Raw genomic sequence first — 12,669 nt, 5'->3', positions numbered from 1 at the left:
CCATCCGGTCAGGACGGTCGGTAGGGTGTGGCGTCAACCGGATCGTGCCGGAACGGGAGGCGACGTGAGCGATGCCGGAACGGTCGCGCAGGAGCGCGCCCAGGCGCTGAGCCGCGTCGGACGGCACGCCGAGGCGGCGCAGGTGCTGCGCGGCGCGCTGGCCGAGCAACCCCAGCACGCCGGGTTGCTGCTCCACCTGGCCCGCTGTCACCGGTCGACGGGCCAGCTGGCGGAGGCCACGCGCCTGGTGGACCAGGCCCTCGGCGTCGCCCGCGCCCAGGAGCACCTGCTCGCGGAGAAGGCCCGGATCCTGCTGGCGGCCGGGCACCCCGGCCACGCGGCGGCCGCCGCCCAACGCGCCCTGGAGGTGGCGCCGCGGTCCTGGGAGGCCCACGCGCTGTTCGCGGAGGCACTGCTGACCCTCGGCAACCCCACCCGCGTCGTGGTCGCCCGCCGGCACGCCGACACCGCGCGGGAGATCCGCCACGACATCCCCGACATCCACCTGCTGGACGCCCGGATCCACCTGCGGATGGGCCGGCTCCGGGCGGCCCGGGAGGCATGCCGGCAGGCCCTCGTCCTGGACCCGACGTACGAGCCGGCGCTGGCCCTGCTGGCGCGGATGGACGCGTCGCGGGACCGGGTCGGCCGGGCCGCCCGGGGGTTCACCGACGCCCTGGCCGCCAACCCGCACGCGCGGGGGGTCGCCGCGGCGCACGAGGCCGTCGCGGTGGCCCTGTGCTGGCGCCTGTTCGACGCGGCGGCGCTGGCCGGCACCAGCCACTGGGCGCTCTTCGCGCTGGTCGACGGCGGGCGGCCCGAGCGGCTCGCCGCCGCCGTGGCGCTCCTGGCGGTCGTCGCCGGGTCTGCCCTGCCGGTCTGGCGGCGGCAGCCGCCGGCGGTCCGCCTCCAACTACGCCGCCAGCTCGGCTCGACGTCCGTCGTGCTCTGCCTGGCGCTCACCGCGACGGCACTCGGCGGGCTGGTGGTCAGCGGCCTCGCCCCGGCGAGGGACACCCCTGCCGGCGGGGTGGCCGCGCTGCTGCTGATGCCGGCCGGCGCTGTCTTCGCCTTCCGCGCCTGGCGGCAGCTCACGCGCCGGGCCGTCCCGGTGGTCCGCTGGATCGGCTACCGGATCTGGACGCGCCTCGTGGCCCGCGCGACCGCGCGGGCCACGGTCGCCGGCGCGGCCAGTGCCACGGAGGGCACGGCCAGCCCGGCGGCCGGCGTGGCCGGCCCGACGGCGGGCACGGCCGGCGTGGTCAGCGCGGCGGACGACGGGCGGGCGTCGGCGCCCGCCCGTCGATGAGGCTCACTGCGCCTCGACGATCATCCCCGCGCCGACCGTACGGTTGGTGGTCTCGTCGATGATGACGAACCCGCCGGTGGTGCGGTTGCGGCGGTACTCGTCCGCGAGCAGCGGCACGGTGGTGCGCAGCCGCACCCGGCCGATCTCGTTGAGCCTCAGCTCGCCGGCCGAGTCGTCCCGGTGCAGGGAGTTGATGTCCAGCCGGTAGTGCAGGCCGCGCACGATGGCCCGCGCCGCGCGGGTCGTGTGCTTGACGGCGTACTTGCCGCCGACCTGGAGCGGGCGGGTCTCGTCCATCCAGCACACCATCGCCTCGATGTCCTGGGCCACCGCCGGGGCGTTGTTCGGCCGGCAGATCATGTCGCCCCGCGAGATGTCGATCTCGTCTTCGAGGCGTACGGTCACCGACATCGGCGGGAACGCCTCCGCGACCGGCCCGTCGGCGGTCTCCACGGCGGAGATCCGGCTGGTGAAGCCGGACGGCAGCACCATCACCTCGTCACCCGGCTTGAGCACACCGGAGGCGACCTGGCCGGCGTAGCCCCGGTAGTCGGTCACGGTGGTGGACTGCGGCCGGATCACGTACTGCACCGGGAACCGGACGTCGACCAGGTTGCGGTCGCTGGCGATGTGCACCCGCTCCAGGTGGTGCAGCAGCGACGGCCCCTCGTACCAGGGCATGTTCTCCGACCGGCTGACGATGTTGTCGCCCTTGAGCGCGGAGATCGGCACCACGGTCAGGTCGGGGGCGTCGAGCTTCGCGGCGAACGCCGTGAACTCGTCCGCGATCCGCTCGAAGACCTCCTGCGAGTAGTCGACCAGGTCCATCTTGTTGACGCAGAGGACCAGGTGCGGCACCCGCAGCAGCGAGCAGAGGAACGCGTGCCGGCGGGACTGCTCGACCAGGCCCTTGCGGGCGTCCACCAGGATCAGCGCCAGGTCCGCCGTCGACGCCCCGGTGACCATGTTGCGGGTGTACTGGATGTGCCCGGGGGTGTCGGCGATGATGAACTTCCGCCGCGGCGTGGCGAAGTAGCGGTACGCCACGTCGATGGTGATGCCCTGCTCCCGCTCGGCCCGCAGGCCGTCGGTGAGCAGCGCCAGGTTGGTGTACTCGTCGCCGCGCGCCGCGCTGACCGCCTCCACGGCGGCGAGCTGGTCGGTGAAGAGCGACTTGGTGTCGTAGAGCAGCCGCCCGATCAGGGTCGACTTGCCGTCGTCCACGCTGCCGGCGGTCGCGAAGCGCAGCAGGTCCATGGGGCGACCGGCCGTCTCGGTGGTCGCCGGAGCGACGGTCTCGGTGGTCATCAGAAGTAGCCCTCCCGCTTGCGGTCCTCCATGGCGGCCTCGCTGACCCGGTCGTCGCCGCGGGTCGCGCCGCGCTCGGTGATCCGGGTGGCGGCGACCTCCTCGATGACCTTCTCCACCGTGTCGGCGTCGGAGCGGACGGCCGCGGTGCAGGACGCGTCGCCCACCGTCCGGTAGCGCACCCGCGCCTTGAACCGCTCCTCGCCCGCCCGGGGGCGGAAGAACTCGTTGACCGCGTAGAGCATCCCGTCCCGCTCGATCACCTCGCGCTCGTGCGCGTAGTAGATCGACGGCAGGGCGATCCGCTCGCGGGCGATGTAGTGCCACACGTCCAGCTCGGTCCAGTTGGACAGCGGGAAGACCCGGATCGACTCGCCCGGGTGGTGGCGGCCGTTGTAGAGCGTCCACAGCTCGGGACGCTGGTTCTTCGGATCCCACTGGCCGAACTCGTCGCGGAAGCTGAACACCCGCTCCTTCGCGCGGGCCTTCTCCTCGTCGCGGCGGGCGCCGCCGAAGAGTGCGTCGAAGCGGTGCTTCTCCACCGCCTCCAGCAGCACCGGCGTCTGGATCCGGTTGCGCATCCCGTCGGCCGACTCGCGGACCAGACCGCTGGCCAGGGCCTCCGGCACGCTCGCCACCACCAGTTGCAGCCCCAGCTCCGCGACCCGCTGATCCCGGTATTCCAGGACCTCCGGGAAGTTGTGGCCGGTGTCCACGTGCATCACCGGGAACGGGATGTTGGCCGGGGCGAACGCCTTCTGGGCCAGCCGGAGCATGACGATCGAGTCCTTGCCGCCGGAGAAGAGCAGCACCGGCCGCTCCATCTCGGCGACCACCTCGCGCATCACGAAGATGCTCTCGGCCTCCAGCGCGTCGAGGTGGGACACCTGGTAGGCGGCGGGGGCGGTCATGACACGGGCTCGCTTCGGTCGAATCCGCTCATCTGATTCCAGACCTTTCCGGTCGGGCATGCCAAGAAGTGCCGCTCAGGCTACCCGGAATGACGCTCCAGCGCTGCAAGCAACCGACTGGCGAGATCCTTGCGACAGACCAGCAGGTCCGGCAGGCGCGGATCCGCCTCGTTGTATTTCAGCGCAGAACCGTCGATCCGGGAAGCGTGCAGTCCGGTGGCCGTCGCCACAGCCACCGGCGCCGCCGAATCCCACTCGTACTGCCCGCCCGCGTGGATGTAGGCGTCCACCTCACCCGTCACCACCGCGGCGATCTTCGCCCCGGCCGAGCCCATCGGCACCAGGTGCGCCCCGACGTCCTCCGCCAGGTCGGTCAGGAACACCGGCGGCCGGCTCCGGCTCGCCGCCAGGCGGATCGTCCGCCCGCCCGGCGCGGTCGCCGCCTCCACCGTCATCGGCGGGTACGCCGGCGGATAGTCCGTGCCCAGCACCCGGTGCTGCGCCGGCAACCCCACCGCCCCCGCGACCAGGCCGTGCGGCGTCGGCGCGGTGCGCGCCCAGAGCGCCACGTGCACCGCCCAGTCCGACCGGCCCTCCTCGGCGAACTCCCGGGTGCCGTCCAGCGGGTCGACGATCCACACCCGGTCCGCGGTCAGCCGGGACACCGCCCCGGCGTTCACCTCCGCCGCCCAGGCCAGGCGCGACCCCTCGTCCTCCTCGGAGAGCACCGCGTCACCCGGCCGCCACTTCGCCAGCTCGGTGCGGATCAGGTCGTGCGAGACCTTGTCGCCCGCCGACTTCAGCGCGCCCGCGTCCGCGTAACCCATCTCGGCCCGCAGCGCGAGCAGCGCCTGGCCGGCCCGGGCCGCCAGCCACCGGGCGAACGCGCCGTCGATCATCGGAGGACTGCCCATGACTCCTGCTCCCGTCGCCTCGCCACGCTCCGCGCCGGCACGCCGAGCCGCGTCGCCGGTGCGCCAGGCCGAAAGGCGAAGACTACCGGCTCACCGCGGGCGATACGGTGCTCACACCCCGTGGTAGAGGTTCTGCGTCGGCTCCACGCCCCTGGTGATCACCGACTCCACCACGTCCGCCGCCCGGTCCACCAGGAACTCCAGTTCCTTGCGCTCGGCCGCGCTGAAATCCGACAGTACGTAGTCTGCCGGGTCCTGCCGTCCCGGCGGCCGGCCGATGCCGAACCGCACCCGGACGTACTCCTTCGTGCCCAGCGACTTCGACATCGACCGCAGACCGTTGTGCCCGCCCTCGCCGCCGCCGCACTTCACCCGCACCTGGCCGTAGCCGATGTCCAGCTCGTCGTGCACGGCGATCACCCGGCCAGGCGGCACCTTGTGGAACTGGGCCAGGCCGGCCACCGGCCCGCCGGAGAGGTTCATGTAGGTCAGCGGCTTGACCAGCACCAGCTTCGGCCCACCGAGCCCGAGCCGCCCCTCGGCGACCTCCGCCACCGCCCGCTTGTGCCGGCCGAACCTCGCGCCGAGCCGACCCGCCAGCAGGTCGGCCACCATGAAGCCGACGTTGTGCCGGTTGCCGGCGTACTCCCGACCGGGGTTGCCCAGGCCGACCACCAGCCATGGCCCCGTCTCGTCCGTCACGCCCCGCCCCTCCCGCTGCTCGCCCTCACCCACCTGCCAGGGCACCGATACGCCGACAGGCGCCCCCGACCGCGCGGGGACGCCTGTGGCAACGATGCGGACCGATCAGGCCTCGGTCTTCGCCTCGGCGGTCTCCTCGCCCTCGGCGGCCGGAGCCTCGGCGGCCTCGGCGGTCTCCTCGCCGACCTCGGCCTCGGCCTCCTCGGCGGCCTCCTCGACCTCGGGGAGGGTGGCCTCGAGCTGCTCGGCGGTCGGCGCGGCGGTCACCGCGGCGACCGGCAGCTCCGGGTCGGCGACCAGCTCGACGCCGGCCGGCAGCTCCACGTCGCCGGCGGTGACCTGGGTGCCCGCCTCCAGGCCCTCGATCGACGCCTCCAGGTGGTCCGGCACCTTGGTGGCGTCGGCGGTCACCGAGAGGGTGTCGTGGTCGTGCACGATCAGGGTGTCCTTCGCGGCCTCACCGGTCAGCTGGACCGGGACCTCGACGGTGACCTTCTCGCCCCGGCGGACCAGCAGCAGGTCCACGTGCTCGAAGGTGTCCTTGATCGGGTCACGCTGGATCGCCTTCGGCAGCGCCAGCACCTGGGTGCCGTCGCTGACCTCGATCGCGAAGAGCTGGTTGGCGCCGCCCTTGCGGATCGCGGCCGCGAACTCACGGGCCGGCAGCGCGATGTGCTTGGGCTTCTCGCCGTGGCCGTACAGCACGGCGGGCACCTTGCCGGCCCGGCGGGTACGACGGGCACCACCCTTGCCGAACTCGGTACGGGGCTCGGCGCTGATCTTTACCTCGGACACGGGGAAACTCCTGATGCTTCGCTGCGGCGGCTTGTCGACTGGCGGTGCTGGGGCGAGGGGCTCGCTGGGGCTCATGCGTCGAGAACGACTGCCCGGAGCACCGCGTCGATGACGGTGCCTCCGTGCGGCGCTTGTCAGCGGCCCGCCGGGCACCCTCGCCGTGGCAACCGCACCAGTCTACCCGAGCTGATTCCGCGCTTTCCGGCAGTCCCCATATCACCGTTTCCGCCACCCGCAGGGGCGACGCGGACGCCGGGCCGAGGGATCACCCCCGCCCGGCCCACGCGCGTCAGGTGGTCAGCTCAGGCCACCGAAGAGGGTGGTCACCGAGCCGTCGTCGAACACCTCGCGGATCGCCCGCGCCAGCAGCGGCGCGATCGACAGCACGGTGAGCTTGTCGAGCTGCTTCTCCGGCGGCAGCGGCAGCGTGTTGGTCACCACGACCTCGCTGATCGGGCTGTTCTTCAGCCGCTCGGTCGCCGGGTCGGAGAGCAGGGCGTGGGTGGAGGCGACGATCACGTCGGCGGCGCCGGACTCCCGGAGGATGTCCGCCGCCTTGCAGATCGTGCCGCCCGTGTCGATCATGTCGTCGACGATCAGGCAGACCCGCCCCTCGACCTCGCCGACCACGCGGTTCGCCACCACCTGGTTCGGCTTCAACGGGTCCCGGGTCTTGTGGATGAAGGCCAGCGGGCAGCCGCCCAACCGGTCGGTCCACCGCTCCGCCACCCGCACCCGGCCCGAGTCCGGCGCGACCACCGTCATCGGGCGGCCCGCGTACTTGTGCTGGACGTACTCGGCCAGGATGTCCATCGCGAACAGGTGGTCGACCGGGCCGTCGAAGAAGCCCTGGATCTGCGCGGTGTGCAGGTCGACGGTGAGGATGCGGTTGGCTCCGGCCGTCTTCAACAGGTCCGCGATCAGGCGCGCCGAGATCGGCTCCCGGCCGCGGTGCTTCTTGTCCTGCCGGGCGTACGGGTAGAACGGCAGGACCACGGTGATCCGCTTGGCCGAACCGCGCTTCAGCGCGTCGATCATGATCAGGGTCTCCATGACCCAGGTGTTGACCCCGTGCGTCACGGACTGCACCACGAAGGCGTCCGAACCGCGCACCGAGTCCTTGTACCGTACGAAGATCTCACCGTTGGCGAAGTCGTACGCGTCGGCCGGCGTCGGCGCGACGCCGAGCACCTCACCGATCTCCTTGGCCAACTCCGGAAAGCCACGTCCGGAAAAAAGCATCAGGCTCTTGCGGTTTTCGGCGACGATGCTGCCCATGGGCCCGTCTGCTCCCGTTGGTCGGTGGTACCCGGCACGGTGGTGGTGGGCCGGGGACTATTCGGTTGCAGTATCCCCCGCGCCGGACGCCGGGCTGACCGCCTCGGCATCCCCGTGGATTGCCTCACCTTCGCTTGCCCCGAAAGCGCGCGCCGACGCACCCTCGTCGGCCCGACCAGCACCACCAGCACCACCAGCCCGACCAGTACCACCGGCCCCGCCGGCCCGCTCGGCCGCCTCGGCGGAGGCCGTCCCGGCCCGCTTGCGGGCCACCCAGCCGTCGATGCTGCGCTGCGGCGCCCGGGTCACCCCGAGCGCGCCGGGCGGCACGTCCTGGGTGATCGCACTGCCCGCCGCCACGTACGCCCCCGCGCCCACCTCGACCGGCGCGATCAGGCTGGTGTCGCAGCCGATGAAGGCGGCCTCGCCGACCGTCGTGCGGTGCTTGTTCACCCCGTCGTAGTTCACGAAGATCGTCGCCGCGCCGATGTTGGCCTTCGCGCCGATCGTCGCGTCCCCCACGTACGACAGGTGCGGCACCTTCGCGCCCGCGCCCACCTCGGAGTTCTTCACCTCGACGAACGTGCCCACCTTGGCCTTCTCCGCCAGCCGGGCGTCCGGCCGCAGGTACGCGTACGGCCCGACGGTGGCGCCCGGACCGACCTCGGCGCCCACCGCGTGGCTGCGCAGCACGGTGGCGCCCGGGCCGACCACGGTGTCGATCAGCGTCACGTCCGGCCCCACGACCGCGCCGGTGCCGACCACCGTGCCGCCGCGCAGCTGGGTGTTCTGGTCGACCACCGCGTCCCGGTCCAGGGCGACCGTCACGTCGATCCACGTGGTGTCCGGGTCGAGCAGGCTGACCCCGGTCCGCATCCAGGCCTCGTTGACCCGGTCGCGCAGCAGGCGGCGCAGCGCGGCCAACTCGACCCGGTCGTTGCAGCCCAGCGTCTCGACATGGTCGGCAGCGACGTGCACCGCCACCGGCTCGCCGGCCGAGACCAGCAGGCCGAAGACGTCCGTCAGGTACTCCTCGCCCTGGTCGTTGTCGGTCGACAGCTTGCCGAGCGCGTCGCGCAGCCGGGCCGCGTCGAACGCGTAGATGCCGGCGTTGATCTCCCGGACCGCGCGCTGCGCCGGGGTGGCGTCCCGCTCCTCGACGATCTGCTCCAGCCGCCCGTCGGCGTCCCGCACGATCCGGCCCAGGCCGGTCGGGTCGGGCACCTCCGCGGCGAGCACGGTCGCCGCGGCGCCCACGCCCTCGTGCGCCTCGACGAGCGCGGCCACCGTCTCCGGGCGGAGCAGCGGCACGTCGCCGTTGATCACGACCACGGTGCCCGTCGCGTCCGGCGCGGCGTCCAGGGCGATCCGGACGGCGTGCCCGGTGCCGAGTTGCTCGGCCTGGAGCACCGGCGTGGCCTGGGGGGCGATCTCCGCCAGGTGCGCGCGGACCTGGTCGGCGCCGTGACCCACCACGACCACCGTGCGGTCGGCGGCCAGTGGCGCGGCCGCGGCGAGCACGTGGCCGACGAGGGTACGACCGAGCAGCGGGTGCAGCACCTTGGGCAGCGCCGACTTCATCCGCTTGCCCTCCCCGGCGGCGAGCACGACAACGGTGCGGAGGTGGGGCTGGGACACGACGCGGGCTCCCGTCGGGACGGCGGACACTCTCGCGGCCATGCTAACCAGACAGTGGGCCGACGTCTGGCGCGGCCGCACGAATGCCGGTAGATACGGTTTGAGCTGGGGTGCCTGGATTCGAACCAGGAGCTCAAGGCTCCAAAGGCCTGCGGGTTGCCGTTACCCCACACCCCAATGAATGTCAAGCTTTACGAACCGTCAGTTTTTGTTACCGCCGCCCGTGATCCGGAACAGCTCGGCGATCATACCTTCGATCCGCCAGTAGAGCTCGCGACTGCGCGGCACGGTGATCACCAAACAGCCACGATAGTCATCACCGGTGTTGCGGCGCACCGTCACCGCCCGGTGTTTCTTGAGACTGGCGGGCCGAAAGCGCTCGACCGGCAGATCGAGCTCCCGCGCCCACCAGGACACGGCGGCCTCGGCGTCGGCCGTCTCGTGGATGCTGACGCGATAGCCGGGGACGTCTCGGCCGATCCCGCACACCTCCAGGAAGCGCAGGAAGAGCGCGAGCAGGCCCGGATCGCTGTTGACGAACTGGAGGCGGTCGTCCCGCCGCCACGGCTTCGACTTGGTCCCCTCGCACCAGTAGATCGCCGCGCCGAGGAGGAGATCCCGTTCGTCGAGGGACCCCACCACGCCCGCCGCCCGTGCCCGTTCCGCGGCCTGGGCGGCGTCCCGGGCCTCGCGGTGCGCCGCCCACCGCGCCTCGGACATCAGCGCCGGATGCTCCCTCCGCCGCTCGGCGACCGCCGAGTCCGCGTCCAGCGGCAGGTGCCTGACCCACTGATACGCGGTGGACTTGGCCACGCCGAGCTGCCGGGCGATGTCGTTGACCGACCGCCCCTCGGCGCGCAACTCCACGGCTGCGGACCTGAGGTCGTCCTTGGCGCGCGGCCGGCGCGTCCGCTCCGGCGGCGGGACGCCCCGCAGCAACTCGTGCGCCCGGTTACGGCCAAGGCCGGTGCGCGCCCGGATCTCGCGGACGGAGAGCTGCTCGACGGTGCGCAGCCGACGCACCTCGGCGGCGAGGAAATCGGTCATGAGCAGCACGCTAGAACACGCGTACTACAGACCGGGACATTCATGCTCGACGCTGTCCGCTGCGCGCCGAGGGAACCTAAGTTACGGTGACGTAGGCGTAACTTCGTGATCTCCCGTCCCTCTGCTGCGAGGTGCCATGTCCACCACACTCCTCGAGCCCGCCGCCGCCGGCCCCAAACCTCTCACCCAGGGCAGCCAGTCCCGAGGCATCCTCGTCGCCCTCTGGGCGTTCGTGGTGGTCCCCTTCCTGGCCCTCGTCGCCGCCGTACCGGTCGCCTGGGGCGGCTGGCTGAGCTGGACCGACCTGGCCGTGGCCGCGGTCTGGTACGCGATCTCGGGGCTGGGCATCACCGTCGGCTACCACCGGTACTTCACGCACGGCTCGTTCAAGGCGAAGCGGTGGCTGCGGGTGGCGCTGGCGGTCTCGGGCTCGCTGGCGGTGCAGGGCGAGATCATCCAGTGGGTGGCCGACCACCGCCGCCATCACGCCTTCTCCGACCTCGACGGCGACCCGCACTCGCCGTGGCGGTTCGGGGAGAGCGTCCGTGGCCTGGTCAAGGGCCTGTTCCACGCGCACGTCGGCTGGCTCTTCGGCCGGGAGTTGTCCAACCGGAAGCGGTTCGCCCCGGACCTGCTCGCCGACCGCGACATCAACCGGGTGGACCGGCTCTTCCCGCTGCTGGTGACCGTCTCGGTGCTCGGGCCCGCGCTGATGGGCGGCCTGCTCACCTGGTCGTGGCAGGGCGCGCTGACCGCTCTCTTCTGGGGCGGCCTCGTCCGCATCGCGCTGCTGCACCACGTGACCTGGTCGATCAACTCGGTGTGCCACGTCTACGGCGAGCGGCCGTTCGCGATGCGCCAGGGTGACCGGGCGTCGAACTTCTGGCCGCTGGCGATCCTGTCGCTCGGCGAGAGCTGGCACAACCTGCACCACGCCGACCCGACCAGCGCCCGACACGGCGTGCTGCGGGGTCAGGTGGACATCTCGGCGCGGGTGATCTGGTTGTTCGAGAAGGTCGGCGCGGCCTGGGACGTGCGGTGGCCGAAGCCCGAACGCATCGCGGCGAAGCTCGTCAAGCCGGTCACCGAGCGGTAAACCGGGCGGTGCCGGCGAAGGCTACCTGGCAGTATGGGCCGGGTGACCGAGCACAGCGGGGGCAACGACGGACGGCCCGGCGCCGTGGGGGCCGGGCCCGGCGGGGATACGGTCGGACGGCGCGGCAGCGCCACCCGACCGGCCGCCGGTGGGGCGACCAGATGAGCCAGCACACCGGCGGCACCATCCCACGACAGGGCGTCACCGAGCGCCGGCGGAGTAACGACATGGCGGATGCCCCTGGCAGCGACGGCAGCACCGGCCGGCGGCGAGCGGTTCCCGCCGGCAAGCCCTCCGCACGGGTACGCATGTCGGCCGCCCAGCGCCGCGAGCAGTTGATCTCGATCGCCCGGCAGATCTTCGCCGAGCGCGGTTTCGACGCCACCTCGATAGAGGAGGTGGCGGCCCGCGCGAAGGTCTCCAAGCCGGTGGTCTACGAGCACTTCGGCGGCAAGGAGGGGCTCTACGCGGTGGTGGTGGACCGGGAGGTCCGGGCCCTGCTGGACCGGATCACCACGGCCCTGACCGCCGGCCACCCGCGCGAACTGCTGGAGCAGGCGGCGATGGCCCTGCTGACGTACATCGAGGAGGAGACCAGCGGCTTCCGGGTGCTGGTGCGCGAGTCGCCGGTGCTCTCGGCGACGGGCAACTTCAGCAGCGTGATGAACGACGTGGCACACCAGGTGGAGCACATCCTGGGCGCGGAGTTCTCCAGCCGCGGGTACGACCCGAAGCTGGCCGAGCTCTACTCGCAGGCGCTGGTGGGCATGGTGGCGCTGACGGGCCGCTGGTGGCTGGAGGTGCGCAAGCCGCGGAAGGAGACGGTGGCGGCGCACCTGGTCAACCTGGCCTGGAACGGGCTGTCGCACCTGGAGGCCAAGCCGGGCCTGATCACGGTGCGGGGGCGGTGAGTCCGCCCGCCGGTCAGCGGGTGTGCGCCTCGGAGACGGGGTGGTGGCGGTGGCGCCGCTCCTCCGCGGCGTGCTCGTCGGTGCCGACCTTGTCGTACAGGCCGGTGCCGAGCAGGAGGAGGCCGAAGAACATCGACACGATGACGGTGGACATCGAGAAGTTGAGGAAGTTGGCCTCGGTCTGGAGCACGGCCATCATGAGGATGCTGGTCACCAGGAAGACGACTCCGGCGGTCAGGTTCATGTAGTGGCCGAGGTTGCCGCGCCGTGAGGCGCCGATGATCAGGACGATTCCGAAGATCACCGAGGCCAGCGAGAACGCCAGGTTGGTGCGGAGCCCGAGGACCCAGGTGTCGCCCCGGTCGAAGAGTGGCTCGCCCAGCGTCTGGACGGTGCCCCAGAGCCCGAAGACCAGGATGTAGAGCCCGACCAGCCCGGCGAGGACCCGGTAGATCGGCCGCGCCGGGTGGTTTACCGGAAAGTGCACCATGGCCCCTCCGCCCGAGTAGTGACAATCACCCGATTGTCACCCGTACAGAAGGCCGATGTCCGCCAAAACGCCCGAAGGCAACATTCGGCAGAGGCGGAACCACAAATGTCCCACCCCACCGGCCGCAGGGCCGGAATGGAGCGGGACCAGGTCGGTTGTCGCCGGAGCCCGACCCGCGGAGGGATCAAGCCTGACCGCCCGGAGCGGGTCGGCGATCCGACGGCGAAAGCGTGGTTGGAGTGGAACCACGAACGATCGCACAAGCACACG

12 protein-coding genes and 1 tRNA gene are annotated in these 12,669 nt (G+C 72.1%); 3 read left to right on the top strand and 10 right to left on the bottom strand.

Annotation, left to right across the window (positions count from 1 at the left end; all coding sequences use genetic code 11):
- The first annotated feature begins 64 nt into the window (after positions 1 to 64).
- Positions 65 to 1,309, top strand: coding sequence for a tetratricopeptide repeat protein (locus ABT006_RS31180; RefSeq protein WP_350712056.1), 1,245 nt, complete (start codon positions 65 to 67; stop codon positions 1,307 to 1,309).
- A gap of 3 nt (positions 1,310 to 1,312) precedes the next feature.
- Here the strand turns inward: ABT006_RS31180 and cysN are convergent, their stop codons facing one another.
- From cysN to ABT006_RS31135, 9 genes are all read right to left on the bottom strand, one after another.
- The gene (cysN, locus tag ABT006_RS31175) at positions 1,313 to 2,617 is read right to left on the bottom strand and encodes a sulfate adenylyltransferase subunit CysN (RefSeq protein WP_350712055.1); all 1,305 of its coding nucleotides are present in this window, start codon (positions 2,615 to 2,617) and stop codon (positions 1,313 to 1,315) included.
- The gene (gene cysD / locus ABT006_RS31170) at positions 2,617 to 3,528 is read right to left on the bottom strand and encodes a sulfate adenylyltransferase subunit CysD (RefSeq protein ID WP_350712054.1); all 912 of its coding nucleotides are present in this window, start codon (positions 3,526 to 3,528) and stop codon (positions 2,617 to 2,619) included. The genes cysN and cysD overlap by 1 nt, the downstream gene beginning before the upstream one ends.
- 80 nt (positions 3,529 to 3,608) lie before the next feature.
- On the bottom strand, positions 3,609 to 4,442 hold the full coding sequence (locus ABT006_RS31165) for an inositol monophosphatase family protein (RefSeq protein ID WP_350712053.1): 834 nt from the start codon (positions 4,440 to 4,442) through the stop codon (positions 3,609 to 3,611).
- A gap of 111 nt (positions 4,443 to 4,553) precedes the next feature.
- Positions 4,554 to 5,144: an aminoacyl-tRNA hydrolase gene (gene pth, locus ABT006_RS31160; protein WP_350712052.1), complete on the bottom strand. Its 591-nt coding sequence runs from the start codon at positions 5,142 to 5,144 to the stop codon at positions 4,554 to 4,556.
- Between the two features lie 105 nt (positions 5,145 to 5,249).
- The gene (locus tag ABT006_RS31155; protein WP_350712051.1) at positions 5,250 to 5,939 is read right to left on the bottom strand and encodes a 50S ribosomal protein L25/general stress protein Ctc; all 690 of its coding nucleotides are present in this window, start codon (positions 5,937 to 5,939) and stop codon (positions 5,250 to 5,252) included.
- 297 nt (positions 5,940 to 6,236) lie between these two features.
- Complete coding sequence (locus ABT006_RS31150; protein WP_350712050.1) at positions 6,237 to 7,217, bottom strand: ribose-phosphate diphosphokinase; 981 nt, start codon at positions 7,215 to 7,217, stop codon at positions 6,237 to 6,239.
- 57 nt (positions 7,218 to 7,274) lie between these two features.
- Positions 7,275 to 8,897 (bottom strand): bifunctional UDP-N-acetylglucosamine diphosphorylase/glucosamine-1-phosphate N-acetyltransferase GlmU, encoded by a 1,623-nt coding sequence (gene glmU / locus ABT006_RS31145; protein WP_350712049.1) that lies wholly within the window; start codon positions 8,895 to 8,897, stop codon positions 7,275 to 7,277.
- A 63-nt stretch (positions 8,898 to 8,960) separates the two neighbouring features.
- Positions 8,961 to 9,032: transfer RNA gene (locus ABT006_RS31140), tRNA-Gln, on the bottom strand.
- Between the two features lie 24 nt (positions 9,033 to 9,056).
- A complete protein-coding gene (locus ABT006_RS31135; protein ID WP_350712048.1) occupies positions 9,057 to 9,902 on the bottom strand; it encodes a helix-turn-helix domain-containing protein in 846 nt (281 codons plus the stop codon).
- Between the two features lie 136 nt (positions 9,903 to 10,038).
- Here ABT006_RS31135 and ABT006_RS31130 point away from each other — a divergent pair, with 136 nt between their 5' ends.
- Both ABT006_RS31130 and ABT006_RS31125 read left to right on the top strand, forming a co-directional pair.
- Positions 10,039 to 10,998, top strand: coding sequence for an acyl-CoA desaturase (locus ABT006_RS31130; RefSeq protein ID WP_350712047.1), 960 nt, complete (start codon positions 10,039 to 10,041; stop codon positions 10,996 to 10,998).
- A 227-nt stretch (positions 10,999 to 11,225) separates the two neighbouring features.
- Complete coding sequence (locus tag ABT006_RS31125) at positions 11,226 to 11,909, top strand: TetR family transcriptional regulator (RefSeq protein WP_350712089.1); 684 nt, start codon at positions 11,226 to 11,228, stop codon at positions 11,907 to 11,909.
- 13 nt (positions 11,910 to 11,922) lie between these two features.
- Here the strand turns inward: ABT006_RS31125 and ABT006_RS31120 are convergent, their stop codons facing one another.
- Positions 11,923 to 12,399, bottom strand: a complete 477-nt coding sequence (locus ABT006_RS31120) for a DUF4383 domain-containing protein (RefSeq protein WP_350712046.1) — start codon at positions 12,397 to 12,399, stop codon at positions 11,923 to 11,925.
- Positions 12,400 to 12,669: the final 270 nt, after the last annotated feature.

This window comes from Micromonospora sp. NPDC002717, from assembly GCF_040295705.1.
Taxonomy (GTDB): domain Bacteria; phylum Actinomycetota; class Actinomycetes; order Mycobacteriales; family Micromonosporaceae; genus Micromonospora.
This window is presented reverse-complemented; position numbering and strand designations above follow the sequence as displayed.

Bases quoted from the DNA above. Each gene is read 5' to 3' on its own strand.
- cysN (WP_350712055.1), bottom strand. From the start codon at position 2,617: ATGACCACCGAGACCGTCGCTCCGGCGACCACCGAGACGGCCGGTCGC.
- cysD (WP_350712054.1), bottom strand. From the start codon at position 3,528: ATGACCGCCCCCGCCGCCTACCAGGTGTCCCACCTCGACGCGCTGGAG.
- ABT006_RS31165 (WP_350712053.1), bottom strand. From the start codon at position 4,442: ATGGGCAGTCCTCCGATGATCGACGGCGCGTTCGCCCGGTGGCTGGCG.
- ABT006_RS31150 (WP_350712050.1), bottom strand. From the start codon at position 7,217: ATGGGCAGCATCGTCGCCGAAAACCGCAAGAGCCTGATGCTTTTTTCC.
- glmU (WP_350712049.1), bottom strand. From the start codon at position 8,897: ATGGCCGCGAGAGTGTCCGCCGTCCCGACGGGAGCCCGCGTCGTGTCC.
- ABT006_RS31135 (WP_350712048.1), bottom strand. From the start codon at position 9,902: ATGACCGATTTCCTCGCCGCCGAGGTGCGTCGGCTGCGCACCGTCGAG.
- ABT006_RS31130 (WP_350712047.1), top strand. From the start codon at position 10,039: ATGTCCACCACACTCCTCGAGCCCGCCGCCGCCGGCCCCAAACCTCTC.
- ABT006_RS31125 (WP_350712089.1), top strand. From the start codon at position 11,226: ATGGCGGATGCCCCTGGCAGCGACGGCAGCACCGGCCGGCGGCGAGCG.
- ABT006_RS31120 (WP_350712046.1), bottom strand. From the start codon at position 12,399: ATGGTGCACTTTCCGGTAAACCACCCGGCGCGGCCGATCTACCGGGTC.